This is a genomic window from Burkholderia sp. AU45274 (assembly GCF_030482505.1).
Taxonomy (GTDB): domain Bacteria; phylum Pseudomonadota; class Gammaproteobacteria; order Burkholderiales; family Burkholderiaceae; genus Burkholderia.
This window is the reverse complement of record NZ_JAUJQE010000001.1, coordinates 1,248,214-1,273,939: the sequence shown is the minus strand read 5'-3', so window position 1 is coordinate 1,273,939 and position 25,726 is coordinate 1,248,214. Positions and strand designations below refer to the sequence as shown.

General features: G+C 67.0%; 23 protein-coding genes and 1 pseudogene. 12 read left to right on the top strand and 12 right to left on the bottom strand.

The window, feature by feature from the left end; genetic code table 11:
• Positions 1-254: 254 nt before the first annotated feature.
• Both QZM35_RS05695 and QZM35_RS05690 read left to right on the top strand, forming a co-directional pair.
• On the top strand, positions 255-1,928 hold the full coding sequence (locus tag QZM35_RS05695; RefSeq protein WP_301775556.1) for a phospholipase C: 1,674 nt from the start codon (positions 255-257) through the stop codon (positions 1,926-1,928).
• A 94-nt stretch (positions 1,929-2,022) separates the two neighbouring features.
• Positions 2,023-3,444 carry a cytochrome-c peroxidase gene (locus QZM35_RS05690; RefSeq protein WP_301775555.1) on the top strand — a complete coding sequence of 474 codons (1,422 nt, stop codon included), beginning with the start codon at positions 2,023-2,025 and terminating at the stop codon, positions 3,442-3,444.
• Between the two features lie 29 nt (positions 3,445-3,473).
• Here QZM35_RS05690 and QZM35_RS05685 read toward each other — a convergent pair whose 3' ends face one another.
• From QZM35_RS05685 to QZM35_RS05665, 5 genes are all read right to left on the bottom strand, one after another.
• The gene (locus QZM35_RS05685) at positions 3,474-4,205 is read right to left on the bottom strand and encodes a class I SAM-dependent methyltransferase (RefSeq protein WP_301775554.1); all 732 of its coding nucleotides are present in this window, start codon (positions 4,203-4,205) and stop codon (positions 3,474-3,476) included.
• Between the two features lie 79 nt (positions 4,206-4,284).
• A complete protein-coding gene (locus QZM35_RS05680) occupies positions 4,285-5,595 on the bottom strand; it encodes an FAD-binding oxidoreductase (protein ID WP_089432650.1) in 1,311 nt (436 codons plus the stop codon).
• Entirely contained in the window at positions 5,592-6,347 is a 756-nt protein-coding gene (locus QZM35_RS05675; RefSeq protein ID WP_089432649.1) for an amino acid ABC transporter ATP-binding protein, read from the bottom strand. The genes QZM35_RS05680 and QZM35_RS05675 overlap by 4 nt, the downstream gene beginning before the upstream one ends.
• Positions 6,344-7,000, bottom strand: a complete 657-nt coding sequence (locus tag QZM35_RS05670; RefSeq protein WP_046547751.1) for an amino acid ABC transporter permease — start codon at positions 6,998-7,000, stop codon at positions 6,344-6,346. Before QZM35_RS05670 ends, QZM35_RS05675 begins: the two co-directional genes overlap by 4 nt.
• Before the next feature lie 88 nt (positions 7,001-7,088).
• Entirely contained in the window at positions 7,089-7,865 is a 777-nt protein-coding gene (locus QZM35_RS05665) for an ABC transporter substrate-binding protein (RefSeq protein ID WP_089432648.1), read from the bottom strand.
• Positions 7,866-8,026: 161 nt separating this feature from the next.
• Between QZM35_RS05665 and QZM35_RS05660 the strand changes: the two genes are divergently transcribed.
• Positions 8,027-8,818, top strand: coding sequence for an IclR family transcriptional regulator (locus tag QZM35_RS05660; RefSeq protein WP_089427547.1), 792 nt, complete (start codon positions 8,027-8,029; stop codon positions 8,816-8,818).
• A 54-nt stretch (positions 8,819-8,872) separates the two neighbouring features.
• On the opposite strand, the gene QZM35_RS05655 is transcribed toward QZM35_RS05660, so the two are convergent.
• Positions 8,873-9,325 carry a type VI secretion system amidase immunity protein Tai4 gene (locus tag QZM35_RS05655; RefSeq protein WP_089427548.1) on the bottom strand — a complete coding sequence of 151 codons (453 nt, stop codon included), beginning with the start codon at positions 9,323-9,325 and terminating at the stop codon, positions 8,873-8,875.
• Positions 9,322-9,822 carry a type VI secretion system amidase effector protein Tae4 gene (locus tag QZM35_RS05650; protein WP_089429101.1) on the bottom strand — a complete coding sequence of 167 codons (501 nt, stop codon included), beginning with the start codon at positions 9,820-9,822 and terminating at the stop codon, positions 9,322-9,324. Before QZM35_RS05650 ends, QZM35_RS05655 begins: the two co-directional genes overlap by 4 nt.
• Before the next feature lie 285 nt (positions 9,823-10,107).
• Between QZM35_RS05650 and QZM35_RS05645 the strand changes: the two genes are divergently transcribed.
• From QZM35_RS05645 to QZM35_RS05625, 5 genes are all read left to right on the top strand, one after another.
• Positions 10,108-10,818 (top strand): GntR family transcriptional regulator, encoded by a 711-nt coding sequence (locus tag QZM35_RS05645; protein WP_301775553.1) that lies wholly within the window; start codon positions 10,108-10,110, stop codon positions 10,816-10,818.
• Positions 10,819-10,890: 72 nt separating this feature from the next.
• Positions 10,891-11,697 (top strand): SDR family oxidoreductase, encoded by an 807-nt coding sequence (locus tag QZM35_RS05640; RefSeq protein WP_089432647.1) that lies wholly within the window; start codon positions 10,891-10,893, stop codon positions 11,695-11,697.
• A gap of 35 nt (positions 11,698-11,732) precedes the next feature.
• Positions 11,733-12,665, top strand: coding sequence for a 3-keto-5-aminohexanoate cleavage protein (locus QZM35_RS05635; protein WP_174974405.1), 933 nt, complete (start codon positions 11,733-11,735; stop codon positions 12,663-12,665).
• Positions 12,666-12,887: 222 nt separating this feature from the next.
• Complete coding sequence (locus tag QZM35_RS05630; RefSeq protein WP_301775552.1) at positions 12,888-14,216, top strand: MFS transporter; 1,329 nt, start codon at positions 12,888-12,890, stop codon at positions 14,214-14,216.
• Positions 14,217-14,336: 120 nt separating this feature from the next.
• Positions 14,337-15,389, top strand: coding sequence for an RNA-guided endonuclease TnpB family protein (locus QZM35_RS05625; RefSeq protein WP_089427552.1), 1,053 nt, complete (start codon positions 14,337-14,339; stop codon positions 15,387-15,389).
• Between the two features lie 155 nt (positions 15,390-15,544).
• Here the strand turns inward: QZM35_RS05625 and QZM35_RS05620 are convergent, their stop codons facing one another.
• Entirely contained in the window at positions 15,545-16,873 is a 1,329-nt protein-coding gene (locus QZM35_RS05620) for a chloride channel protein (RefSeq protein WP_301775551.1), read from the bottom strand.
• A 165-nt stretch (positions 16,874-17,038) separates the two neighbouring features.
• Positions 17,039-17,173, bottom strand: a pseudogene (locus tag QZM35_RS05615) (cytosine deaminase); the annotation flags it as partial.
• 261 nt (positions 17,174-17,434) lie between these two features.
• Here QZM35_RS05615 and QZM35_RS05610 point away from each other — a divergent pair.
• Positions 17,435-18,577 carry a porin gene (locus QZM35_RS05610; RefSeq protein WP_301775550.1) on the top strand — a complete coding sequence of 381 codons (1,143 nt, stop codon included), beginning with the start codon at positions 17,435-17,437 and terminating at the stop codon, positions 18,575-18,577.
• A gap of 216 nt (positions 18,578-18,793) precedes the next feature.
• Positions 18,794-19,096 (top strand): DUF4148 domain-containing protein, encoded by a 303-nt coding sequence (locus QZM35_RS05605; RefSeq protein WP_089432642.1) that lies wholly within the window; start codon positions 18,794-18,796, stop codon positions 19,094-19,096.
• A 124-nt stretch (positions 19,097-19,220) separates the two neighbouring features.
• On the opposite strand, the gene QZM35_RS05600 is transcribed toward QZM35_RS05605, so the two are convergent.
• Positions 19,221-20,168, bottom strand: coding sequence for a LysR family transcriptional regulator (locus QZM35_RS05600; RefSeq protein ID WP_089427555.1), 948 nt, complete (start codon positions 20,166-20,168; stop codon positions 19,221-19,223).
• A gap of 200 nt (positions 20,169-20,368) precedes the next feature.
• On the opposite strand from QZM35_RS05600, the gene QZM35_RS05595 reads away from it, so the two are divergent.
• Positions 20,369-22,552, top strand: a complete 2,184-nt coding sequence (locus QZM35_RS05595) for an FUSC family protein (protein ID WP_089432640.1) — start codon at positions 20,369-20,371, stop codon at positions 22,550-22,552.
• A gap of 137 nt (positions 22,553-22,689) precedes the next feature.
• Entirely contained in the window at positions 22,690-22,902 is a 213-nt protein-coding gene (locus QZM35_RS05590) for a hypothetical protein (RefSeq protein ID WP_034191451.1), read from the top strand.
• A 129-nt stretch (positions 22,903-23,031) separates the two neighbouring features.
• On the opposite strand, the gene QZM35_RS05585 is transcribed toward QZM35_RS05590, so the two are convergent.
• Together QZM35_RS05585 and QZM35_RS05580 are read right to left on the bottom strand one after the other, a co-directional pair.
• Positions 23,032-24,141: a P1 family peptidase gene (locus QZM35_RS05585; RefSeq protein WP_301775549.1), complete on the bottom strand. Its 1,110-nt coding sequence runs from the start codon at positions 24,139-24,141 to the stop codon at positions 23,032-23,034.
• A gap of 72 nt (positions 24,142-24,213) precedes the next feature.
• Entirely contained in the window at positions 24,214-25,620 is a 1,407-nt protein-coding gene (locus tag QZM35_RS05580) for an APC family permease (protein ID WP_301775548.1), read from the bottom strand.
• Positions 25,621-25,726 lie beyond the last annotated feature (106 nt).

The following is a 25,726-nucleotide window of genomic DNA, read 5'->3' as shown; positions in this document are numbered from 1 at the left end:
TCCGCGGCAAGCGGCCCACGCGCCGCGGGATGTGACACGAAGGTGGCATGCGGTCCGCCCCTTTCCGTTCACTTTCGCATCGCATTCCGCCGTAATGAAATCGATACCGCAGCGCAATCGCGACGAAACCACTCCGTCCCCATATCTTCATACGGGACTGTTCCAATGCGCGTGCTCGCTCAAGAGCTCCGCGCCGAACCGACACGGCGACGGGGCCGCTCTCCACCATCGAAGACCTTACCTGGAGTTTCCCGATGTTCCGTCAAGCCTTGCTCGTCACCACCTGCGCAGCCGCGGCGCTGGCGCTGTTCGCCTGCGGCGGCAGCGACGATCCCACGTCGACGCCCGCCGTGTCGTCGCAGGATGCGCTGCAGACCGCCACGCCGATCAAGCACGTCGTCGTGATCTACGGTGAAAACATCTCGTTCGACCACTACTTCGGCACCTACCCGAACGCGACGAACCCGTCGGGCGAACCGGCGTTCACCGCCAAGTCCGGCACGCCGACGCCCAACGGCCTGACGGGCACGCTGCTCACCGCGAACCCGAACTTCACGAACACGGCCAACGGCACCGACGCGGCGAACCCGTTCCGCCTCGACCGCACGCAGGCCGCGACCGCCGACCAGAACCACGCGTACACGGCCGAGCAGCAGGCCGAGGACAACGGCCTCGCCGACCTGTTCCCGAAATACACCGGCAAGGGCTCGTCCGGCGGCGCCGGCGCGTTCGGCACGAAGGGCCAGGTGATGGGCTACTTCGACGGCAACACCGTGACCGCGCTGTGGAACTACGCGCAACGCTTCGCGATGAGCGACAACACGTTCACGACGGTCTACGGCCCGTCGACGCCGGGCGCGCTGAACGTCGTGTCGGGCCAGACCAACGGGATGCAGATCGTCAAGACGTCGAAGCAGCCGTCGACGCTCGCCGCCAGCTCGTACTACATCAATGACGGCCAGGGCGGCTTCACGATGATCAACGACGTCGACCCGGGCTTCGACGTGTGCTCGAGCACGACCGACCAGGCGATGATGACGGGCAAGAACATCGGCGACCTGCTGAACAGCGCGAAGATCACGTGGGGCGGCTTCATGGGCGGCTTCAACCTGTCGACGACGAACGGCAACGGCACCACGGGCTGCGCGCGCAGCACGGTCGCCACCGCCGTGAACGCCGCGACGGCCGACTACATCCCGCACCACAACTGGTTCCAGTACTACGCATCGACCGCGAACCCGCAGCACACGCGCCCGAGCTCGGTCGCCGCGATCGGTTCGAGCCTCCAGGCGGACGGCAAGACCGCCGAACCCGCGAACCACCAGTACGACACGGACGACTTCTTCGCCGCCGTGAAGGCCGGCAACTTCCCGTCGGTCAGCTACCTGAAGGCGCCGGCCGCGCAGGACGGGCACGCCGGCTATTCGGATCCGCTCGACGAGCAGGCGTTCGTGACGAAGGTGGTCAACTTCCTGCAACAGCAGCCGGACTGGCAGAACACGGCCGTGATCGTCACCTATGACGACTCGGACGGCTGGTACGACCACGTGTACACGGCGCCGACGCACGCATCGTCGGACGCGGTCGACCAGGTCAACGGCAACGGCAAGTGCGGCACGGGCGGCACCACCGGCGTGAACGGCGCGACCGTGAACGGCCGTTGCGGCCCGGGCGTGCGCATTCCGCTCGTCGTGATCTCGCCGTACGCGAAGCAGAACTACGTCGACCACACGATGCTCGACCAGGCGTCCGTCGTGCGCTTCATCGAGGACAACTGGCTCGGCGGCCAGCGCATCGGCGGCGGCTCGTTCGATGCGACGGCGGGCGACCTGCGCGCATTGTTCGACTTCACGTCGAAGCCGAACACGACGCCGCTGTACCTCGACCCGACGCTCGGCACCGTATTGAGCTCGGCGCCCGCGATCTGACCGGTACGTCGTGACCGCATGGCCGGCGCAGCACGCGCCGGCCGTTTCCGTTTAACGCGCCGCTTCGTGCGGCGCCCGATTTCCGACCGACAGCATGACAGCCCGCCCCGCGTTCCCGTCTCCCGACACCACCGGCCCCCGCGCGTCGCGCACGACGTCCCGCCTCCTGCGCCGCACGGCGTTCGTGATCGGCGCCGCCGTGCTCGGCTACGGCGCGTTCGCGATCGCGTTCCCCGCGCAGGTGCCCGCGGCGATCGGCACCGTCGTCGCCGACTGGACGGGCGCGAACCCGCATCCGGTCGTGCTGCAGCGGCCCGCCGCGCAACCGCTGTCGGCGGTCGCGCAGCTCGGCCGCGCGCTGTTCGCCGATCCGTCGCTGTCCGCGTCGGGCAAGCAGTCGTGCGCGTCGTGCCACAGCCCGGATCATGCGTATGGCCCGCCGAATGCGCTCGACGTGCAGCCGGGCGGCCTCGCGATGACGCAGCAGGGCTATCGCCCGCCGCCGTCGCTGATGTACCTGTACCGTCAGCCGAACTTCAGCATCGGCCCCGATGCCGGTGAAAACGACGCCGCGCCGAGCGTCGCGCAACAGGCCGCGTCGGCAGCCGGCGTCGTCAAGGCGCAGAAGGTGGCCGGCACGTCGGCCGCGCCGCAACTCGTGCCGCAGGGCGGAATGTTCTGGGATGGCCGCGCCGATACGCTGCAGCAACAGGCGTTCGGCCCGCTGCTGAATCCGGTCGAGATGGCGAACGCGAGCGTCGACGACGTCGCGCGCAAGCTCAAGCAGTCGTCGCACCGCGCGCAGCTCGAGCAACTGTTCGGCCCGCGCGTGTTCGACAGCCCGCAGCTCGCGGTGTCGGAGGCGATGTTCGCGATCGCGCGCTACCAGGTGGAAGATCCGTCGTTCCATCCGTACAACAGCAAGTACGACCGCTGGCTCGAAGGCCGCGCGCGCCTCACGCAGGCCGAACTGCGCGGGCTGCGCCTGTTCAACGATCCGGACAAGGCGAATTGCGCGGGCTGCCACCTGTCGAAACCCGGCAAGGACGGGTTGCCGCCGATGTTGACCGATTACCAGTACGAGGCGCTCGGCGCGCCGCGCAACAAGGAACTGGCGCAGAACCGCAACCCGGCGTTCTACGATCTCGGCGTGTGCGGGCCGTTCCGCGACGACCTGAAGGATCAGACGCAGTATTGCGGGATGTTCCTGACGCCGACGCTGCGCAACGCGGCGACGCGCCACGTGTTCTTCCACAACGGCGTGTTCCACACGCTCGACCAGGTGATGGCGTTCTACAACGAGCGCAGCATCTCGCCGCAGAAGTTCTATTCGCGCGGCGCGGACGGCAAGGTCGACGAGTACGACGACATCCCGCCGAAGTATCGCGCGAACGTCGACGTGACCGATGTGCCGTTCGATCGCAAGCCGGGCGACAAGCCCGCGATGACGGCGCAGGACATCAAGGATATCGAAGCATTCCTCGGCACGCTGAACGACGAGCCGGTGCGGCATTGAGTGCGGGATGACCGCCGCGCCGCGTCGTGTCAGCAGCGCGCGCGGATGCAGAGGAAGGCCGGGGCCAGCGACAGCTCCGCATGAAGCCGCTCCGAGGCGGCCTTCATCTCGGGCAGCGGCTTCGGCTCGACGAACCGGTCGAGCCGCCAGCCGCTGTCGGCCACGGCGTTCAGGATGTCTGCGAGCGGCCGCCGCCACGCTTCGACATAGGGTTTCGGCTCACCGAAACCCGACCAGTGGAAGCCGAAGCGGGACGTATCGAAATAGGTGCCCTCGCCGCGCGTGCGTTCGTCCATCCAGTCGCGCATAGGATGCGCCATCGAAAACACGAGCGTGGCGCCCGGCCGCGCGACCCGCCGGAATTCGCGCAGCGTCGGCGCAAGGTCGCGCACGTAGTCGAACGCGAGCGAACAGACGATCTTGTCGAATGCTTCGTCGGGCAACCACGTGAGCGGCCCCTCCAGATCGCCCTCCACGAGGTCGACCGCGAGGCCCGCGCAGCGTGTTCTTGCCAGCGCGACCATCTCCGGCGTGACGTCGAACGCATGCACCCTCGCGCCCTGGCGTGCGAGGTGTTCGCTGCCGATGCCGGGCCCGCAGCCGGCATCGAGCACCGTCAGGTCGTCGACGTCGCCCAGCAGCGCCATCGTCGCCGGACGTTCGTAGAGCGCGTTGTGCGCCTTCGTCGGCGCGATGTCGGCGTAGCGTTGCGCGAAGCTCGCGTATGCCTGGCGGCCGGGTGGTTCGTTCGGATCGGTCATGCGGACTCCGTCGATGGAAACTGGGGAAGCCGATTCTGCCTGATCCGCCGGCGGGTGGCGACTCGGCGTCTCGCCTGCGTCACGACAGGCTGTCGAGCAGCCGATACCAGGCCACGCCGGCCGCGATATAGAAGCGCTGCAGCCCGTGAAACGGAATGGGCCGGATCGGCGTGCGCCGGAACGGCAGCGGCAGTTGCGCATCGCCCGACAGGTGCGCGGCCAGATGCTTGCCGAGCGTCGTCGCCATCGCGATGCCGCGCCCGTTGTAGCCGAGCGCGATCGTCACGCCCGGCGCGGGCTCGTGCACGTGCGGCATGAAATCCGCGGTGATCGCGACGCGCCCGGCCCAGCGGTACTCGAACCGGACCCCCTTCAGTTGCGGATACAGCAGCGTCGTCGCACGTTCGAGATGGCGCCAGTCGCTCGTCGCACGCGGTTCCGCGAACGGGCCGCGGCCGCCCATCAGCAGGCGTCCCGCGGCATCGCGCCGGAAGTACAGCAGCAGGCGCCGTGCATCCGATGCGACCTCGCCGCCGGCGAGGATGTCGCGACCGAGTTCCGGCGCGAGCGGTTGCGTCGCGACGATGAAGCTGTTCGCGGCGATCACCGACTGGCGCAAGCCCGGCCACAGCCCGTCCGTATACCCGTTGGTCGCGATCACGACACGGTCCGCCGATAGCGTCGCGCCGCCGGCCGTCGCGACCTGCCAGCGGCCGTCGGCACGCGTCAGCCCGACGGCGCGCGTCAGCCCGTGCACGACCGCCCCGCTCGCCTGCGCGGCGCGCACGAGGCCGCGCGTATAGCTGAGCGGCTGCACGCTGCCCGCGCGGCGATCGATCCAGCCGCCCGCATACGCATGCGTGCCGAGCCGGCGCGCGACCTCGTCGCGACCGAGCAGTTCGACCGGTGCGCCGCGCGCGGCCCACTGCCGCGCACGCCGGGCGACCGTGTCGAGCATCGCGGCAGTCGGCGCCGGCTGGATCCAGCCGTGGCGTCGCGCATCGCAGTCGATCGCGTGCCGCGCGATCAGGTCGAATACCGTGTCGGCCGCACCGCCGACCACGGCAGCAAGCTGCTCGCCGGCTTCGTCGCCGAACCGGCGGATCAATTCGTCGGGGTCGTATTTCAGGCCGGGGATCACTTGCCCGCCGTTGCGGCCGGACGCGCCCCAGCCCGGCTGCGCGCCGTCGATCACGCGCACGTTCACGCCGCGTTCGGCCAGGTGAAGCGCGGTCGACAGGCCCGTAAAGCCGGCGCCGACGATCGCCACGTCGCACGACGCGGAAGCGTCGAGCGCGGGTGTATCGGGCGCCGGCGCGGCGGTCGCCGCCCACAGCGAATCCGGCCACTGGGCGTCGGGCCATCCGGGTGCCGCGTTCCTTGCACTCATGTTCGATCCGGGTTGGCGGCGTCGTCCGACGCCAGCAGTCGACGCAGGAATTCCTGCGTGCGGGGATGCTTCGGCTGCGTGAGCACGTCGCGCGCGGATCCGCTTTCGCAGATGGTGCCGTCGTGCAGGAAACACACGCGATCGGCCACCTCGCGCGCGAATGCCATTTCGTGCGTGACGACCACCATGGTCATGCCGTCGCGCGCGAGTCCGCGCATCACGCCGAGCACTTCGCCGACGAGTTCGGGGTCGAGCGCCGACGTCGGTTCGTCGAACAGGATCGCCTGCGGCTCCATCGCGAGCGCGCGTGCGATCGCGACGCGCTGCTGCTGCCCGCCCGACAGCTCGGACGGATACGCATTCATCCGGTGCGCGAGCCCGACCTTGTCGAGCAGCGCGCGGGCCTGCTCGCGCGCTTGCGCGGCCGGCGTGCGCCGCACGTGGACCGGCCCTTCCATCACGTTCTCGAGCGCCGTGCGATGCGAGAACAGGTTGAAGCGCTGGAACACCATGCCGACCCGCATCCGCAGCTCGTGGATCCGTTTCGAATGCGCGTCGACCGTCACGCCGTCGATCGTGATCGATCCTTCGTCGTACGTCTCGAAGCCGTTGATACAGCGCAGCACGGTCGACTTGCCCGAGCCGGACGGCCCGATCAGGCACACGACCTCACCTTGCTGCACGTCGAGGCTGACGCCCTTCAGCACCGCGTGTTGCTGAAAGCGCTTGTGTATCGCATCGATCCGGATCATGCGCTTCTCCTCAGCGAGAGTCGCTTGCCGAGCCGGTTCACGCCGAACATCAGCGGCAGGCCGAGCGCGAGATACAGCAACGCGACGAGCGTATAGACGCTCATGTTCTGGAACGTCGACGACGCGATCAGCTGGCCGGCGCGCGTGATCTCCGCGACCGTGATCGTCGACGCGACCGAGGAATCCTTCAGCAGCATCACCAGCGTGTTGCCGTAAGGCGGCAGCGCGATGCGGAACGCCTGCGGCAGCACCACGCGCCGCATGATCATCGGCCCGCGCATGCCGATCGCGTGCGCGGCTTCGATCTGGCCACGGTCGATCGCCTCGATGCCCGCGCGGAAGTTTTCCGCCTGGTAGGCCGAATACGCGATGCCGAGACCGAGCACCCCGGCCTGGAATGCCGACAGCTGGATGCCGAGATCGGGCAACACGAAGTACATGTAGAACAGCTGCACGATGATCGGCAGGCCGCGAATCACGTTGACGACCGTGCTCCCGACCGTCGACACGGCACGGTTGGGCGACACCTTCAGCAACGCGAGGATCAGCCCGAGCACCGAGCTGAGCACGAACGCGCATGCCGTGATCTCGATCGTGACCACCGCCCCCTTCAGCAGGATCGGCAGGAAATCGATCGCGTTCTGAAAAAACATGAGGTCTCCTATGCGACGGCCCGGCGGCACGTCGCAGTGGGTGCCCGCGATGCGCGGGCGATACCGCTCGGGAATCCCGGGCGCGCGCTCAGCTCATGTGCCACTTCTGCAGGATCTGCTGCAGCGTGCCGTCGCCCTTCATTTTCCGGATCGCGCCGTTGAGTTGCTCGAGCGTCGCCGTGTCGCCCTTGCGCACGATGAAGCACACCTGCCCCTTCACGACGCTCTGGTATTCGGGCACGAGCCGGACCTGGCGGTTGACGCCGTGTTCGATCTGATACGCGACGATCGGCTGGTCGGCGAAGCCGGCCTTGATGCGGCCGAGCGCGACGTCGCGCATGATGTCGGCGATCGAATCGTAGGTGCGGACTTCCTTGAAGATGCCCTTCTTGTTGAGTGCGTCGACGAACGCCGTACCGACCTGCGCGCCGACCACCTGCCCCTTGAAGTCGTCCATCGACGTGTAGCGGCCCGGGTCGTCCGCCTTCACGATCAGGCCTTCGCCGAACGTATAGACCGTGTCGGAGAAGTCGACGACCTGCTGGCGCGCCGGCGTTTTCAGCATCGCGGCCGAGATGATGTCGATCTTCTGCGTGGTGAGCGACGGAATCAGCGCCGAGAACACGGTCTGCTGCACGTCGACGCGAAACCCGGCCGACTTCCCGGCCGCGGTGATCGCATCGACCATCATCCCCTGGATCGAATTGCTCTTGACGTCGAGAAACGTGAACGGCACGCCGGTGGCCGTCGCGCCGACCTTCAGCGTGGGCTCGGCCGCGACGGCGCCGGCCGATGCCGTGGAGAAAGCGATGCAGGTGGCGAAACCGGCGGCCAGTGCGCCGAACCGCTTGATGAACGAAACCATGATGTCTCCTTCTCGAATACTTCGGTGCGCCGGCCGGTCGCGGATCGACACTGCGACGATGACCCGATCTTAAAACGAATCAAAAATATCGCAAAAAGATTTTTATGTATCGATATGCGATACGATATGATGCGATATCGAATCGATTCGGCCCCTTGCTCATGGAAACGTCGCCCGATCAGTCAAACGACCTACTGTTCAACCAGTCGCTGGAGAAAGGGCTGAACGTGTTGCGCGCGTTCAGCGCGAAGCGGCGCACGATGACGCTGGCGGAAGTGGCCGACGCGGCCGGCATGACGAAAAGCTCGGCGCAGCGGATGGTCTATACGCTCGAGAAGCTCGGTTACATCCGCAAGCATCCGGTTACGCGGCGCTACCAGCTCACGCCGCACGTGATGCGGATCGGCTTCAACTATCTCGCGGCCGACACGTTGATCGACGTCGCGAATCCGTTCCTGTCCGAGCTCACGAACCTGACCGGCGAAACGACCAACCTCACCGAGCCGGACGACGATGAAATGGTGTACGTCGCGCGTTTCGTATCGACCAAGTTCGTGCCGATCCACATGCCGATCGGCAGCCGTATCCCGATGTACTGCACCGGCAGTGGCCGCGCGTTCCTGAGCGCGTTGCCGCCGGAAGAAGCGCGTGTGAGGCTGGACGGCATGGCGCGCACGCCGCATACGCCGCGCACGGTCACGGCGCTCGACGATCTCGTCGCGTTGCTCGATTGCGCGCGGCGCGAAGGCTACGCGGCCAACCAGGAAGAACTGTTCATCGGGGATATGTCGATTGCCGCACCCGTGCTCGGCAGTCAGGGGCAGCCGGTCGCGGCCGTGCACGTGGTCGCACCGACGAGCCGCTGGACGTTCGACGACGCGCGCCGCAAGCTTGCGCCGGCGGTGATCGACTGCGCGCGCGGGATCAGCAATTCGATCCGGACGCTTGAATAGCGTCGGCGAAACGGCATACGGCGCGCCGTTGCATGGCGCACCGGCGTTCGATCGCTACTGCGGCTTCGGCGAATGCTCGGCCCGGTAGGTACCGTTCGGGCGCAATACGAGCTGCTTCGCTGCGGCGTCCAGTTCCTTGCCGTGATACAGATCGATGCATTTCAGGAAGTCGAACTTCACGTCCCCGACTTCCGATTCGACGACCGGATTCCGATAGTCGCGGGCCAGATACTTCGCGACCAGCGCATGAATGACGTCCGGCGCACGCTCCATGTCGTAGTAGGTCCAGTCGCGCAACGCGCTGGTGCTGCTGCCGATGTCCTTGCTCGCGCCGGGCGCCTGCTTGTATGCGGTAGCCAGGCACTCCGCGAGCACCATGTCCTTGAAGTTCCAGAGGTAAGTTCGTGAGCCGGCCTCAGGCGACGTTTGTGCGGCGTCTTTCGCCACGACCATCGCCGGTTGAAACGCGATGCACGCCAACGCGGCAGCGATCCGGACTCCCCTCATGACAGGCTCCAAAAATTTGCGCGATCGGTACGATACCGCGCGCCGGGTTCGTTGAAGTAACAATGGTCGTAACACGTTCGCCCGTTGAACAACGTGGCGTGGCCCTGTGCATCGCGCCACCCCGACACCTCGAACAGGATGACACCCCGCCGACCCGCAAGTGGCCCTCCGTTCGACGGCGGGTATTTGACGCCGTCAGCCTTCCCCCATCGTTGCTCGAGAAAACGAATCAAGTCCCTGACACGAAAAAAGTATTGCCGATTGTCTCCACCCGATACCGTTTGTTCCGGGATTCGCGGTATCACCATACCTGCTTCACCCAGGATATAACTCATCCTCACCGCGCAAGTATTGCTCCATTGCTCTGCCGGGTTCGGATTGTTGACGTTCTTCGCAACGTATCCGCCGATCACTTTCGCGACGCGCTCCCCGGAATTTGCCGGGTCGTAGATTCGCTGGGATGCCGCCCACGCAACGGCAAATGATGGTCGTTTCACTTTGGCTCCTTGTTATAGTAATGAATTCGACTCGAGGAAGCGCATCGAAGACTCGCGACGGCTCTGTGCTACGAATACCTTCGAATCCATCGAATCAGGGAGTCATGATGCGCGATTGGAAAGTTTTTTGTAAGGATGCCGACTTGCCGGACGCCGATCCTTCTTCTGCTTCGCCCCCTCGTTTTCCCCGATCCCGTTCGCCTTGACTCCACACGCTCCGGCGACCACAATTCGCACATCGCAAGTGTGATCACAGATCGCAGATCAAACCCAGGAGAACCCGCCTTGGCGCCTCGTATCGTCCCGCCCGCCCTCAAAGCCATCGAACAGGAAACGATGGCCGACAAGGTCTACCAGCAACTGCGCGAAGCGCTGATGAGCGGCCGTTTCGCGCCCGGCCAGGCGCTGAGCCTGCGCAGCGTCGCGGAAGCGGTCGGTTCGTCGACGATGCCCGTGCGCGCCGCACTCACCCGGCTGCACGCCGAGCGCGCGCTGGTCGACGGCCCGAATCGCGCGCTCGTCGTGCCGCCGATGACGCTCGACATGCTCGACGAGTTGCGCGACGTGCGCATCGCACTCGAAGGCTGCATCGCCGAACGCGCGTGCGGACGCATGAGCGACGCGCAGATCGCGGCCGTGCGCAAGACCTGCGAGACGATGCAGGCTCACGCCGAGGCAGGCCGCTCGCGCGCTTACCTGCAAAGCAATTTCGCGTTCCACAGCGCGATCTATGCGCACGGCGCAAGCGAAAGCACGCTCGCGATCGTCGAGAACCTGTGGATGCGCGTCGGCCCCTTCCTCAACATGGTCGCGCTCGACATCCCGCACATGCGGCGCTCGATGGATGCGCACCGCGCCATCGTCGATGCGCTCGAACGGCGCGACGGCGCAGGCGTGCGCGCCGGCATCGCGCTCGACATCGGCGGCGCGGCACACGATCTCGCCGAGACGCTGCGGGCGGAACGGACCCCGCGGACCGTGAACGCGAAGCCGTAGCGGCCGCCTGCCGCGGGCGCCCGGTCGCGAGCGTCCGCGATCCGACTACATCAACGATGGAGACAACCCGGCATGACAGCTTCCGACCTGCTGAAACCCTATGACGGCCTGCGCGTCCTCGTGACGGGCGGCGCATCGGGCATCGGTCTTGAAATCGCGGACGCGTTCGCCGAATGCGGCGCGCACGTGCATGTATGCGACGCGTCGCAAGCCGCGATTGCAGCGCTCGCCGACCGGCCGCCGCGCGCCGGAGCCGGCGCGATCAGCGCGACGCTGGCCGACGTCTCCGATCCGGCTGCCGTCGAACGCGTGTTCGCCGACGTATCGGCCACGCTCGGCGGCCTCGACGTGCTCGTCAACAATGCCGGCATCGCCGGTCCGACCGGCGGCATCGACGAGATCGACCCGGTGCAGTGGGAACAAACCGTCGCGATCAACCTGACCGCGCAATTCCAGTTCGCGCGCCACGCGGTGCCGCTGCTGCGCGACGCGAAGCACGGCGGCGCGATCATCGCGCTGTCGTCGGTCGCAGGCCGGCTCGGTTACGCGTTCCGCACGCCGTATGCGGCAACCAAATGGGCCGTGGTCGGCCTCGTGAAGAGCCTCGCGATCGAACTCGGCCCGCTCGGCATTCGCGTGAACGCCATTCAACCCGGCATCGTGCGCGGCCCGCGGATGCGCCGCGTGATCCAGGCACGTGCGCAGCAGCTCGGCATCGGTTACGACGAAATGGAGACGCGCTATCTCGAGAAGATCTCGCTGCGGCGCATGACCGATCCGGCCGAGATCGCCGCAACCGCGCTGTTCCTGTGCTCGCCGGGCGGGCACGGGATCACGGGCCAAGCGATCTCCGTCTGCGGCAACGTCGAAGTGCTCTGACGCACCCTGCATCGTTCACCGAAAGGAATCCATCCATGGCCAACGCTCGCAAAGTCATCATCACCTGTGCGCCGACCGGCGCGATCCATACGCCGTCGATGTCGCCGTACCTGCCCGTCACGCCGCACGAGATCGAAACCGCCGCCGTCGCGGCCGCCGAGGCCGGCGCAGCGATCCTGCATCTCCACGCACGCAATCCGTCCGACGGCAAGCCGACCCAGGATCCGGCCGTGTTCGCCGAATTCCTGCCGCGCATCAAGGCGCAAACCGACGCGGTGATCAACCTCACGTCGGGCGGCAGCCCGCACATGACGGTCGACGAACGCCTCCAGCCCGCCCTGCATTTCCAGCCCGAAGTCGCATCGCTGAACATGGGCTCGATGAACTTCGGGCTGTACCCGATGCTCGAGCGCTTTCGCGAGCTGAAGCATCCGTGGGAACGCGAACATCTCGAGAAGAGCCGCGACCTCGTGTTCAAGAACACGTTCGCCGATATCGAAACGATCCTCACGCGCTGCGGGGCGAACGGCACGCGCTTCGAATTCGAGTGCTACGACATCTCGCACCTGTACAACCTTGCGCATTTTGTCGACCGCGGGCTCGCGAAGCCGCCGTTCTTCGTGCAAAGCGTGTTCGGCCTGCTCGGCGGGATCGGTGCACACCCGGAAGACCTGATGCACATGCGCCGCACGGCCGACCGCCTGTTCGGCAGCGATTACGTGTGGTCGATCCTCGGCGCCGGGCGCAACCAGATTCCGCTCGCGACGATCGGCGCCGCGCAAGGCGCGAACGTGCGCGTCGGGCTCGAGGATTCGCTGTGGATCGCGCCGGGCACGCTCGCGGAATCGAGCGCCGCGCAGGTCCTGAAAATGCGACAGGTGCTCGAGGGCCTGTCGCTCGAGATCGCGACACCGGCCGAGGCGCGCGCGATGCTCGCGCTCAAGGGCGGCGACGCGGTGAATTTCTGATCGCCGGGTAACGCCCCAACACCAGAATCCGCAAGCGCAGTGACAAGGCGCCGGCCCGAGCCGGCCGGCGCCAGGACGCCCATCATCGCCCCGCTCCGTTCGAGCGCTGCCGGCGCGGCTCCGTCGTCTGCCCATCCGCTGCATGCATCGCAGCGGCATCTGTCGAACGCGGCGCACCGTGCTTGCCGTGCGCGCCGGTTCGCCCTTACCGGAGTCGTCCGCATGTCCACTCATCACGCCCAGGCCCTGTCTTCCGCCGCCGGCGACGCGAGCGCGTCGCTGAACCGGCTGCTGTTCCGCAAACTCCTGCCGCTGCTGATCGCCGCGTATGTGATCAGCTTCCTCGACCGCACCAACATCGCGTTCGCCAAACATTCGATGGGGGTCGATCTCGGCATTTCATCGGCCGCGTACGGACTCGGCGCGGGGCTGTTCTTCCTGACCTATGCGCTCTTCGAAATTCCGAGCAACCTGATCATGCATCGCGTCGGCGCGCGCTTCTGGATCACGCGGATCATGATTACGTGGGGCGCACTATCGGTCGCGATGGCGTTCGTCAGCGGCGAGACGTCGTTCTACGTGATGCGCCTGCTGCTCGGGGCCGCCGAAGCCGGCCTGTTTCCCGGCGTGATGCTGTACCTGACGTACTGGTTCGGCCGCGAGGAGCGTGCGCGCGCAACCGGCTATTTCCTGCTGGGCGTGTGCATCGCAAACATCGTCGGCGGGCCGCTGGCCGGCGCGCTCATCGAGCTCGACGGCACGCTCGGCTTCCACGGCTGGCAATGGCTGTTCGTCGTCGAAGGCATTCCGGCGATCCTGCTCGCATTCGTCGTGTGGACACGGCTGCCGGATCGTCCGAGCACCGCGCCGTGGCTCTCCCCGGAAACCGGGCGTGCGCTCGAACGCACGCTGGCCGCCGAGCAGAATGCGGGCGCCGGCGCGCACGGCGGCCATGCATTCGGCACCGCGCTGCGCGATCCGCAGATCTGGCTCGCGATCTTCGTGTACTTCTGCCACCAGTTGACCATCTACACGGTGATTTTCTTCCTGCCGGGCATCATCGGCGCATCGGGACGCTTCTCGCCGTTCGCGGTCGGGTTGTTGACCGCGCTGCCCTGGCTCGCCGCCGCGTGCGGCGCCGCCACGCTGCCGCGCTTTGCGCGCGAGTCGCGGCATTCGCGCCGGATGCTGTGTGCGGGGCTGGTCGTGATGGCGGCCGGAATGGTCGGCGCCGCGCATGCGTCGCCTGCCGCGGGGCTCCTGTGCGTGTGCGTGGCCGCCTTCATGTTCTTCGTCGTTCAGTCGATCGTCTTCACGTTTCCCGCGTCGCGGCTCGCCGGTAACGCTCTGGCCGGCGGACTCGGACTGGTGAATACGTGCGGGTTGCTCGGCGGCTTCGTCGGACCGACCGTCGTCGGTGCGATCGAACAGGCCACCGGCAATGCGAAGAACGGGTTGACGCTGCTGGCGGCCGCGCTCGTCATCGCGGCGTTCGCCAGCCTCGCGTTGCGGCACGGGCACGAGCGGGATGCCATGCTGTCACGCAATTGAGTCCAGACTCGCACACTCGTTCGTTGTACGCGACTTCAATCACCCAATAAAAACTCACCGGTTACGATCAGGAAATAATGCACCGTTGACAGAAAGCACTCGAACGCTAGAGTGATCAGCATGATTGTTGTCTATCGCTACCGGGTGAAGTCGCTCAATGGCCTGCTTAACAAGCAGAGCCGTGCGGTGAACTACGTCTGGAACTTCTGCAACGACACGCAAAAGCACGCGCTCAAGTGGCGCAAGAAGTGGCCGACGGGTTTCGACCTGAACGTGTTGACGACCGGTGCCAGCAAGGAACTCGGCATCCACTCGGGCACCGTCAACGCAACCTGCGAGCAATACGCGAAGTCGCGCAGCCAACACCGTCGGCCCTACCTGCGCTATCGCGGCAGGAAATCGCTGGGCTGGGTGCCGCTGAAGGGCCGTGACCTGAAGCGTGAGGGTGACGCGTTCCGTTTCGCCGGCAACACCTTTCGCGTGTTCAACAGCCGACCGCTTCCCGAAGGCAAGATCAAGGACGGGACCAACTTTGCGCAGGATGCACGCGGCAACTGGTTTCTGAACATCGTGATCGAGATGCCCGATGTGCAGGCCCGCCCGGTCCGTTCCGGCGTCGGCATCGATCTCGGCCTGAAAGACTTCGCCACACTTTCGACCGGCGAGAAACTGCCTAACGATCGGTTCGGTCGACGAGCGGCGGAAAAGCTGGCGAAAGCGCAACGGGCACGAAAGCACAAGCGGCATATCGCGAAGCTGCACGCCAAGGTGGCGAATGCCCGTGCCGATTTCCAGCATAAGCTCGCGCTCGATCTGGTGCGGCGTTTCGATTACATCGCGGTTGGCAACGTGTCGGCCGCCAAACTCGCCAGAACCAGGATGGCGAAGAGCGTCTACGACGCATCCTGGTCGTCCTTCCGAAACAAGCTCCGCTACAAAGCGATCGCGCACGGGGCCACGTTCGAGGAAGTCGACGAAAGCGGTTCTACCCAGTCCTGTTCGGCGTGCGGATCGAAAGACAGCACGACGCGGCCGAAAGGTATCGCGGGACTGCGAATAAGAGAGTGGGCCTGCAGTGACTGTGGTGTCGAGCATGATCGTGATATCAACGCTGCGCTGAACATTCTCCGATGCGGACGTGCATCGCCAGTTGTGGGAATTCCTCGCTTTTAAAGGAAGAGGAACGTCAATACCATCTGCATCGAGACCGTAAGTTGGATTGGTAAGCGCAGCGATGCAACCGGGAAACGAGGGAGCAAGAAACAGCATGCGGCGCCCCAGGCGCCGCATGCGAAGGATTCGAACGAGTTCGCCGCGCTAACGCGCCGTCACCGATGCGCGCGCGCACGCACCGTCGCGACCGCGTATTCGCGCCGCTCCGCCAGCAGCTGCATGAACCGGTACGCAACGAGCGAGCCGGCCACGGCAAGCAGCATCGGCACGAGGCTGTCGTGGTCCGCGCGCGTGAATTCGAGCAGCAGCACGACCGCCGTGATCGGCATCTGCATCGACGCGGCGAGGAACGCGGTCGCGCCGATCAGTGCGCACCCGCCGATCGACGCGCCCGGCCATACGAGGCTCCAAAGCCCGCCGAGCACGACGCCGAGCAGCGCGCCGTTCGCGAGGCCCGGTGTCAACAGGCCCCCTTCCGCACCCGCGCGCAAGCTGCTGGCCTCGATCAACACCTTCAGCACGAGCAGCGCCGCGGCGAAGCCGATCGTCAACGTGCCGTCGAAGCCCAGCGACGCCGGGCCCTTGCCGTTGCCGAGCAAGGGCGGAAGCCCCATCGCGAGCACGCCGATCATCGTGAAGTTGATCAGTGCGAGCACCGGCAACCGCCCGTCTTTCGGCGCGTTCGCCCGGGCACGTGTGGTGAGCCGCACGAAGCCGTACGCGGCAAGGCCGAACAGCGGACCGCAGACGATCGACCACGCCACCAGCGGCGAGCTCAGCACGAACGGCGGCACCGTGTACTGGTGTTCGTTGCCGAGGCCGATCCACGCAACGGCCGCGGCGATCGCCGACGTCGCGACCGCCACGACCAGCGCACGCAGTTCGAACGTGCCGAGCAGCACTTCGAGCACGAAGATCGCGCCGCCGAGCGGCACGTTATAGACGGCAGCGAGCCCCGCACCGGCACCGCACGCGACCATCAGCCGGCAGTCGTCGGGCGTGAGCCCCGCCGCATGCGCAAGCCGCCCGGCAAGCAGCGAACCGATCTCGCGCGGCGCGACTTCGCGGCCGAGCGGCGAGCCGAGCGCGACGGTGACGATCTGCAGCAGCGCATGAACCGTCGTGCTGACGACCGGCATCCGCGGATCGGCTGCACGCACTGCGCGGCGAATGCTGACGAGCGGCCGGCCATACCGGTGCAACGCCCACCAGCCGCCGCCGGCAACGATCCCGCAGACGACCAGCACCGCGAGGCGGCGCAGCGGATCGGCGCCGGTCACGCCGGTGAGGAAGCTCTCGGTGCCGATCACGTGCGCGACGCTGTAGCCGTACGCAACATGCTGGATCGCATGCAGCAGCAGCGCGAGCAGCATGCCGCCGAGGCCCGCGCCGATGCCGGTCAGGATCGTGACGACGGCCACGCGCGCGAACGGGCTGGCGGCCGGCGAGGAGGATGCGGGGGCGGACGGGAGATCGGGGCGCATTGGGGTCGGCGATTGGAATCGAAAGGACGGCGCGCAACACGCGCGCCGCCGTCAGGACCGCATCGTAGGCCGGCGCCCATCATGAGACAAACGTATTTTTAGAATCGACTGATGCATTTCTCGAATACATGGCGTCTGGCGGGCCCAAGTCGCCCGCCGTTCACCTCAATCCGGATATATGACCCGCTCAGGTTCGCGCCGCAGGATCGCTTTCCCCTGGCGGATCGACAGCGTGGCCTTGGCCTGCCGCCGCACCGCTTCGTCGTCGCTGTCCGCATCAAGCACGACGAGATTCGCCGGACACGCCGATCAACCGCCGTACCGCACGCCGCGCATGTTGCAGCGACGCGACAGGCACGCCTCGATGAACGGATGCCAGCCGCGTGCGACCACGCAAAAACCGCCGGCGTCACGCGCGCGCGGCGCCTCGTGTCAGTTTTGTGAAGGACTCTTGCGGGATCCGGAAAGGTCCGCTCGCGGCCCCGGCGGCCTTGCGCGCGCGATGCGCCCCTACACTTGCGCCGAACCTTCGTTCCCAGTCCCACACGCAGGAGCCCTGACTTGAAAAAAACCCTCATCGCCGGCGCATGCACCGCCGCCCTGTTCGCCCCGCTCGCTCACGCACAGAGCTCGGTCACGCTGTACGGCCTGATCGACGCCGGCATCGTCTACACCAACAACGCGAACGGCGCGTCGCTGTGGCGCCTGAACAGCGGCACCGTCAACGGCAGCCGCGTCGGGTTTCGCGGCACCGAGGATCTCGGCGGCGGCCTGAAGGCGCTGTTCGTGCTCGAGAACGGCTTCAACGTGAACAACGGCGGGCTCGGGCAGGACGGCAAGCTGTTCGGCCGCCACGCGTACGTCGGCCTGAGCCAGAACGGCTTTGGCACGCTGACGCTCGGCCGCCAGTACGACACGATGGTCGACTTCGTCGCGCCGCTGTCGGCCACGGCCGGCGACCTCGGCGACGCGAGCTTCGCGCATCCGTTCGACAACGACAACCTGAACCACTCGCTGCGCATCAACAACGCGGTCAAGTACACGAGCGAGACCTATGCGGGCTTCAAGGTCGGCGCGATGGTCGCGTTCTCGAACGCGACCAACTTCGGCGCGAACCGCGCGTACAGCGTCGCGGCGAGCTACACGAACGGCCCGCTGAAACTGGCCGGCGCGTACCTGCAGATGAACGGCACGAAGGGCTCGACGAGCGCGAGCCCCGGCGCGACCGATGCGGCCGAAGCAAAGAGCCTGAACCAGGGCGGCTGGTCGATCGGCTCGGACCGCATGCGTTCGTACGGCGGCGGCATCAGCTACGGGTTCGGCCCGGCCACCGTCGGCTTCGTCTATACGCGTTCGCAGTACGACAACACGGGTTCGTTCGGCTCGACCGGCCAGGTCGCGTTCAACAACTACGACGTGAACGTGCGCTATGCGGTGACGCCGGCCGTCAGCCTCGGCGCGGCCTACGTGTACACGGACGCGAGCGTGTCGAACCCCGACAGCAAGCACGGCACCGATCCGAAATGGCACCAGGTCGACCTGCAGGCCGTCTACAAGCTGTCGCGCCGCACGGACGTCTACGCGGAAGCGATGTACCAGCACGCAGCAGGCCGCGGCTACCAGGCGTTCATCAACGGCTCGGGCGGCGCATCGAGCACGGCGAACCAGATCGTCGGCACGATCGGCATGCGCACGCGCTTCTGACCGGCGCGATGCGTCGTCGCCCGCCGGCCACGAACCTGCGTTCGCACGCGGGTTCGCCGGCCGCGGGCGGCCTCCATCAATGTTGTGTCATCTGGAAAGCAGCCTGCCTGGAATCGGGGTTTTTGCGCGCGCGGGCGCTGCGTAGACTGCCTGCAAAGGTCGCGGTCACGCATCGCGCGTCGAACCGGCCGCCCACCCCGTCCCCAGGAGAACCTCGTGAAATCGCTCGTCGTTACCGCCGCCGCTGCCGTCCTGCTCGCTGCACCGGCCCTGTCTTTCGCCCAGTCGGCCCAGTCGCCCGTCACGCGCGCGCAAGTGCTGCAGGAGCTGATCGATCTCGAGTCGGTCGGCTACAACCCGGCGCGCGGCGAAGTCAACAACTATCCGGACGACATCATGGCGGCGCAGGAACGACTTCACGAAAAGCGTCTCGCGGAACAAAAGGCGGCGCAGGCCGCCTACGGCCACGCCGGCGCACCGACGACGGAATCGGGCGCGGCGGCCAAGCCTGCGCTGTAACGGCATGACGAAGCGCCGCGCCCGCATGAACGATGTCATGCAGGCGCGGCTCGGTTGCGTTCGCTTGATTGGCTTGAAGAGAAGACGCCGGCAGCTTGGCAATGCGCCGGTGCGCGCCCGCCGCTCAGGCGGCCTGCGGTTCGCGATCGATCGCGTTCAGCATCTCGACGTCGCGCGCGATCATCCCCGGCACCTGGGCCCGCAGCATCTCGACCCAGGTCCGCACCTTCGCATCGACGAAGCGGCGCGACGGATACAGCGCATACACGTTCATCTTCTGCAGGATATGCGCGGGCAGCACGCGGACGAGCGTGCCGTCGCGCAATGCGTCGATCGCCGAGTACAGCGGCAGCATGCCGATCCCGATGCCGTCGCGGATCGCGAGGGCGAGCGATTCGGCCGTATTGGTCTGCACCGGCCCCGCGACGTGGATCTGCTCGACGCCTTCCGGCCCTTCGAGCACCCATTCGTGCGTCGGGAACGCCGGCGTGCATAACGTCAGGCATGCGTGCGCAGCGAGATCCTGCGGACGCACCGGTGCGCCGTGGCGTTTCACATAGTCGGGCGACGCGCACAGGATGCTGAAGGTCGAACCGAGCAGGTGCGACACGAGTTCCGAATCGGGCAGCGACGACGCGGTCACGACGGCCATGTCGCTCGTGCCGTCGAACAGGTCGGGCATGCGCTGCGACAGCGACAGTTCGATCGACACGTCCGGGAACTGCGCGTGATAGCGCGTCAGCGCGGGCAACACATAGTGATGGCCGACGCTCGCGAAGCTGTGCATGCGCAGCACACCGGCCGGCCGTTCGTGTGCGCAGCTCGCCTCTTCTTCCGCACGGTCGACGTCGGCGAGGATCTGGCGGCAGCGCCGCAGATAGCTTTCGCCGGCCGACGTGAGCGCGAGACGGCGCGTCGAACGATTCATCAGACGGGTGCGCAGGCGCGCCTCGAGCTCCGACACCGCGCGCGACATCGCGCCCGTCGTCGAATTCAGCGATTGCGCGGCGGCGGTGAAACTGCCCGTCTCGACGACGCGCGAAAACACCCGCATGTTTTGTAGGGTATCCATTCCTGTGAGCAACCTGTAGCGGAGCCGCTATTTTCCTCCACGGGATGCGACAGATTGTTACTCCGGCTGCAACTATCGTTTCCCCGCAGCTGCGTTAATGCGCGGGCGCCGCACTCCTACAATCGGCGCCTCAACAGTCGAACGGACCCGTTCGGACGTGCCAGGCACCTCGCCAGGCCCCGTACCGGCCCCCTCTTTTCATGAAGCCACAACCTGTGATCGAGCGTCATTCCATCGAACCGGCACGATGGAGGACCTGGCTCGATCCACTCGGCGACGCGGCACGCGACTGGGCCGCAAGCGACGGGCTGATCTGGCTGCACCTCGCGAAAACCGTGTTCGCGGCGCTCCTCGCGATGGGCATCGCGATGCGCCTGGAGATGTCGCAGCCGCGCACGGCGATGACGACCGTGTTCGTGCTGATGCAGCCGTTGTCGGGGATGGTGTTCGCGAAGAGCTTCTACCGCGTGCTCGGCACGGCGGCCGGCCTCGTCGCCGCACTCGCGCTCGGCGGGCTGTTCGCGCAGCAGCCCGAGCTGTACATGGCCGGCATCACGCTGTGGATCGGCACCTGCATCGCGCTCGCGGTGCGCAACCGCCACTTTCGCTGGTACGGCTTCGTGCTCGCCGGCTATACGGCCGCGCTGATCGGCCTGCCGTCCGTGATGACCCCGCAGACGCTGTTCCAGTCCGCGCTCACCCGCGCCGCGGAGGTCGCGCTCGGCATCGCGTGCTCGGGTGCGGTCAGCGCGCTGATCCTGCCGCTCAGCTCCGCGAAGGCATTGATGCGTTCGCTGGGCACCCGCCACGCGACGTTCGCGGCGTTCACGGCCGGCGCGCTCGCCGGCGACGTCGCGCGCGGCGATTTCGAGCGGCGCTTCGCCGATTTCGTCGACGACATCGTCGGCTTCGAGGCCAACCGCGCGTTCGCGTCGTTCGAGGATCCGCACATTCGCGCGCGCAGCCGCCGCCTCGCGCGGCTGAACAGTGAGTTCATGAACGCGTGCACGCGGCTGCATGCGCTGCACCAGCTCATCAAGCGATTGCGCGCCAATGGCTCCGACGCGGTGCTCGACGCGCTGGCGCCGCACGTCGATGCGCTCGCGCAGCGCTTCGCCGCACTGCGCGACGAGCGGCAGCGCGGCATCGCGCCGGCCACCGGCGCACTGCTCGAACTGCGCCGCTTCCACAGCGCGTTGCCGAAAGCCGCGCGTGCATCGCGGCGAACCATCGAGGAGCACGCTGCCGGCGGCCTGCTCGACTTCGATACCGCGATCGAGCTGCTGTACCGCTTCATCGGCGAATATCTCGGCTACGCCGACACCTACGCATCGCTCGACCAGGACGATCACGCGTTCGAGCGCTCGGTCACGCACTACGCGGTGAAGACCAATTCGTTCTTCGTCGGGTTCGCGTTCCTGCGCACGATCGTCGCCGTCGGCGCGATGAGCGCGTTCTGGCTCGCCTCTGAATGGCCGAGCGGCCCGCTCGCCGTGATCGCCACCGCGATCGCGTGCGCGCTCAGCTCGACGTCGCCGCGCGCGCCGAAGTTCGTCGCGCAGATGAGCGTCGGCGCGGCGTTCGCGACTGCGGTCGGCTATGTGTTCCTGTGCTACGTGTATCCGAACATCGAAGGGTTCCCGCTGCTGTGCGCCGCGCTCGCGCCGGTGCTCGGCCTCGGCGCGTTTCTCGCGATGCGGCCGGGCTTGTCCGGCTACGGGATCGGCTTCGCGGTGTTCTTCTGCCTGCTCGCGGGGCCCGACAACGTGATCGCCTATACACCCGAGGTGCTGATCAACAACGGGCTGGCGATCGTCGTCGCGATGCTCGCGTGCTCGCTCGTGTTCGCGGTCGTCTTTCCTACCCACATGCCGTGGCTCACGGGTCGCATCGCGCACGACCTGCGCCGCCAGGTCACGCTGGCGTGCGAAGGGCCGACGGAGCGCCTCGCGCAGCGCTTCCAGTCAAGCACGCACGACCTGATGGCGCAACTGCGCACGCTGCTCGTGCGGCGCACGCGACAGCATCGCGATGCGCTGCGCTGGATGCTGTCGACGCTCGAGGTCGGCCACGCGGTGATCGACCTGCGCGACGAACTGAACGCGTTCTGCGCATCGAAACCGCCGCAAACGCTGCGCTGGACCGGCTCGATCGACGCGGTGCTGCACGAGTTGCCGCGCTTCTTCGACGACCCGACGCCCGGCCACCACGCGCGCACGCTGAAATCGGTGAACCTGGCGATCCGCGCGGCGCAGCACACGCTGCAGGCGTGGTATGCGGTGCCCAACGAGCGGCACCGGATGCAGCGCATCGTCGGCTGCCTGCACTTCATGCGCAGCGCGCTGCTGGACAAGGATGCGCCATTCAACCGGCACCGCCATTGACGATCGGTGCGCGCGCAACGGGATCCTTGTTCCGGATGGAAATAAGCTCTACAGCCGCGGTGATTAATCTTTAAGCAGTGCGAGCCTATAGTTTCCTCACTGCCAGCGAGACTGGCACCCACCCAGGAGAAACCAAAATGAAGCCGCTGCACCTCGCCCTCGTTGCCCTGTCGCTCACCGCTGCTGTTGCTCACGCACAGCCGGCACCGGCAGACGCCGCACCGCAACAGGCGAACCGCGCCGAAGCCGTGAAGGCCGCCGGCCGCGTCGATCGTTCGCAATCGAAGCAGGAAGACCCGAACGCGTGTGTCGGCCCCGTCAGCTTCTGCAACATCTACTTCGGCAGCTGAGCATGACGCCGCGTCGTCACGGCCAGGCCCGCACCGCCCGCGTTGCATCCATGGGCGAGCGGCGGCCCGGCCGATCGCCGCATCGCCGCTCCCCTGCGCGCCGCTTCGATTGAAGCGGCGCATGCCGTTTCAGGCGCCGCGCCCCGGCCGCCAGCCCACCTCGCGCAACGCATCCAGCAAGCGCGCCTGCCCCAGCCCTTCGACCCGCGCCCCGCGCGACTCGACGTCGCCGCCCGCGACGAGCGCATTCACGATCGCTTCCTCCACCGCTTCCGCCGCCGCCACGAACAGCGCGGAAATATGGTCGTTGTTGACCATCTTCACGCCCGTGGTCGACGCGCCCTTGCTGCCGTAGTTCGCCGCCGGCAGGCCGTCGTTGCCCGTGGCGAACGCCAGGAAGATGTCGCCGCTCGAATCCTCCGTGCCGCCGCCGACGCGCGCCAGCCCGACGCTCGCGCGCTGGGCGAGACGCGTGCACTGGTGCGGGAGCAACGGCGCGTCGGTCGCGATCGTCACGACGATCGAGCCCATCCCGGCCTCGCCCTGCGCGTCCGGCGCGCGGAACGGCGAAGGCACGTGCCGCAGCACTTCGCCGACCGGGTAGCCGGCCACGCGCAGCATCTCGCGCACGCCGTAGTTCGCCTGCACGAGCGCGCCGACGGTCCAGCCGCCCGCCTCGGCCGCGAGCACGCGCGACGCGGTGCCGATGCCGCCCTTGAACTCGTGGCAGATCATCCCCGTGCCGCCGCCCACGCCGCCTTCGGCAACCGGCCCCGACTGCGCGGCGGCCAGCGCGCGCTGCACATGCGCGGCGCTCACGTGCTGCCCCCAGATGTCGTTCAGCAGCCCGTCGTAGGTTTCCATCACGACCGGCATGCACCAGTACACGCGGCCGGCCGCCGCTTCGCGCTCGTTCGCGACGAGCGCATCGCGCACCGCGCCGACGCTGTGCGTGTTCGTATAGGCGATCGGCGTGGTCAGCAGGCCGGCCTCGCGGATCCATTCGAGCCCCGTCGCGTCGCCGTTGCCGTTCAGCACGTGCACGCCCGCGAAGCACGGCGAATCGTGCGCGGCGCCCGCGCGCGGCTCGATGACGGTGACGCCGGTGCAGATCGACGCGTCGCCGTTCTCGACGTTCAGCGTGCAATGTCCGACCCGCACGCCCGGAACGTCCGTGATCGCGTTGAAGCGGCCCGGCGTGCCGAGTCCGATGCGGATGCCGAGATCCCTCGTGCGCATGATGCAATTCCTCCCGTCTTTCAATGGTTCGGTGTTTCGATGATTCGGTACGGCAAGCTTTCGATCCCGCGCTCAGAGCGTGCGGAAGGCTTCGCTGTGGCGCGCCCAGACCACATACATCACGAGTGCCGTGACCAGCAGCCCCGCGATGATGATCAGGTCGGTCGGTTTCGTGGCCGTTGCGAGCGTGGTGTAGAGCGTATACGCGGCGCCGGCTACCGCGACGAGCGGCGTCACGGGCCACAACGGCATCCGGTAATGATGTTCGACGTCACGGCGCACGAAGCGGCTCGCGAGCGCGGCCAGCCCGACGACCAGATAGATCAGCAGCAGCAGGTCGACCGTGAACGCGGTCAGTTCGTCGAGGCTCGACACGAACACGAGCCCCGCCGACGGCACCGCGAGCGCGATCGTGGCGAGCCAAGGCGATTCGAAGCGCGGATGGATCGTCGAGAAGGCGCGGTTGCAGGTGCGCGACCAGAGCGCGTGCCGGCCGCTGCTGTACAGCAGCCGGCCCATCGTGATCACGATCGCGATGATCGCGTTGAACACCGACAGGAAGATCCCGCCGCTGACCACGCGCGACACGGCCGGGTTGCTCAGCGAGCGCACGACATAGCCGATCGGGTCGGCGCTCTTCGTCAGCTCGGTCAGCGACGGCGCGCCGAGCACGATCGCGGTGAGCGGAATCAGTTCGACGACGAGGATCACGAGCAGCGAGTAGATCACCGCCTTCGCGACATTGCGGTTGCCGCCGCGCAGGTCTTCCGCGAGATAGGCGGCCGAGCCGAAGCCGTTGTAGCAGAAGATCGCCGTGCCGATCGCCGGGACGATCGCGGCCAGCGTCGCCGGCACGAGCGCGTTGCCGCTCGCGACGACCGGCGCGATCAGCGCGTCGGCGCCGCGATGCGGCGAACCGAAGCCGAGGCCCGCGATCAGCATCAGCACGCCGATCTCGACGACGAGAAACGCGCCCGTGATCCACGCGTTCGTCTTGATGTTCAGCATGCCGAGCAGATAGCTGAGCAGCACGATCGTCAGCGCGACCGACTGGTTGCTGAAATGCGTGCCGAGCGCGTTGTTCAGGTAGGGCGCGGCGCCGCTCGCGAGCACGGCCGGGATGAACACGCTGACGGACAGCACCGTGATGAAGGTCAGGTAGCCGGGCAGCGTGCCGAACACGCGCTTGGCCATCACGTACTCGCCGCCCGCGCTGCGGTGCGCGGCGCTCAGCTCCGCATAGCAGAGCGCGAACGCCAGCGCGAGCACGCCGCCGAGCAGGAACGACAGCACGGCGCCGCTGCCGGCCTGCTGGATCGCGAACGGCGCGATCACGAAGATCGAGCTCGCGGGCGTCACGCCCGATACGGTGATCATCACCGCATCGCGCACGCTGAGCGTCTGCGACAGCGCGCGCGGCGCGTCTTCCGTTGCAGGCGCCGCTTGCAGCGTGCCCGTCGATTCCGACATCATCGCCATTTCGTTCTCCTGTGCTTGGGCCAATCCTTTGCCACTTTTTTTTGAACGCCCATACTCGGGCCCGATTGATTGCGTGGCAGTCTAGGAAGCCAATTTCAGGACCGCT

Bases quoted from the DNA above. Each gene is read 5' to 3' on its own strand.
- QZM35_RS05670 (WP_046547751.1), bottom strand. From the start codon at position 7,000: ATGTTTTTTCAGAACGCGATCGATTTCCTGCCGATCCTGCTGAAGGGG.
- QZM35_RS05590 (WP_034191451.1), top strand. From the start codon at position 22,690: ATGAAGCCGCTGCACCTCGCCCTCGTTGCCCTGTCGCTCACCGCTGCT.
- QZM35_RS05640 (WP_089432647.1), top strand. From the start codon at position 10,891: ATGACAGCTTCCGACCTGCTGAAACCCTATGACGGCCTGCGCGTCCTC.
- QZM35_RS05660 (WP_089427547.1), top strand. From the start codon at position 8,027: ATGGAAACGTCGCCCGATCAGTCAAACGACCTACTGTTCAACCAGTCG.
- QZM35_RS05585 (WP_301775549.1), bottom strand. From the start codon at position 24,141: ATGCGCACGAGGGATCTCGGCATCCGCATCGGACTCGGCACGCCGGGC.
- QZM35_RS05690 (WP_301775555.1), top strand. From the start codon at position 2,023: ATGACAGCCCGCCCCGCGTTCCCGTCTCCCGACACCACCGGCCCCCGC.
- QZM35_RS05655 (WP_089427548.1), bottom strand. From the start codon at position 9,325: ATGAGGGGAGTCCGGATCGCTGCCGCGTTGGCGTGCATCGCGTTTCAA.
- QZM35_RS05665 (WP_089432648.1), bottom strand. From the start codon at position 7,865: ATGGTTTCGTTCATCAAGCGGTTCGGCGCACTGGCCGCCGGTTTCGCC.
- QZM35_RS05630 (WP_301775552.1), top strand. From the start codon at position 12,888: ATGTCCACTCATCACGCCCAGGCCCTGTCTTCCGCCGCCGGCGACGCG.
- QZM35_RS05675 (WP_089432649.1), bottom strand. From the start codon at position 6,347: ATGATCCGGATCGATGCGATACACAAGCGCTTTCAGCAACACGCGGTG.
- QZM35_RS05680 (WP_089432650.1), bottom strand. From the start codon at position 5,595: ATGAGTGCAAGGAACGCGGCACCCGGATGGCCCGACGCCCAGTGGCCG.
- QZM35_RS05625 (WP_089427552.1), top strand. From the start codon at position 14,337: ATGATTGTTGTCTATCGCTACCGGGTGAAGTCGCTCAATGGCCTGCTT.
- QZM35_RS05635 (WP_174974405.1), top strand. From the start codon at position 11,733: ATGGCCAACGCTCGCAAAGTCATCATCACCTGTGCGCCGACCGGCGCG.
- QZM35_RS05685 (WP_301775554.1), bottom strand. From the start codon at position 4,205: ATGACCGATCCGAACGAACCACCCGGCCGCCAGGCATACGCGAGCTTC.
- QZM35_RS05695 (WP_301775556.1), top strand. From the start codon at position 255: ATGTTCCGTCAAGCCTTGCTCGTCACCACCTGCGCAGCCGCGGCGCTG.
- QZM35_RS05600 (WP_089427555.1), bottom strand. From the start codon at position 20,168: ATGGATACCCTACAAAACATGCGGGTGTTTTCGCGCGTCGTCGAGACG.
- QZM35_RS05580 (WP_301775548.1), bottom strand. From the start codon at position 25,620: ATGGCGATGATGTCGGAATCGACGGGCACGCTGCAAGCGGCGCCTGCA.
- QZM35_RS05620 (WP_301775551.1), bottom strand. From the start codon at position 16,873: ATGCGCCCCGATCTCCCGTCCGCCCCCGCATCCTCCTCGCCGGCCGCC.
- QZM35_RS05595 (WP_089432640.1), top strand. From the start codon at position 20,369: ATGAAGCCACAACCTGTGATCGAGCGTCATTCCATCGAACCGGCACGA.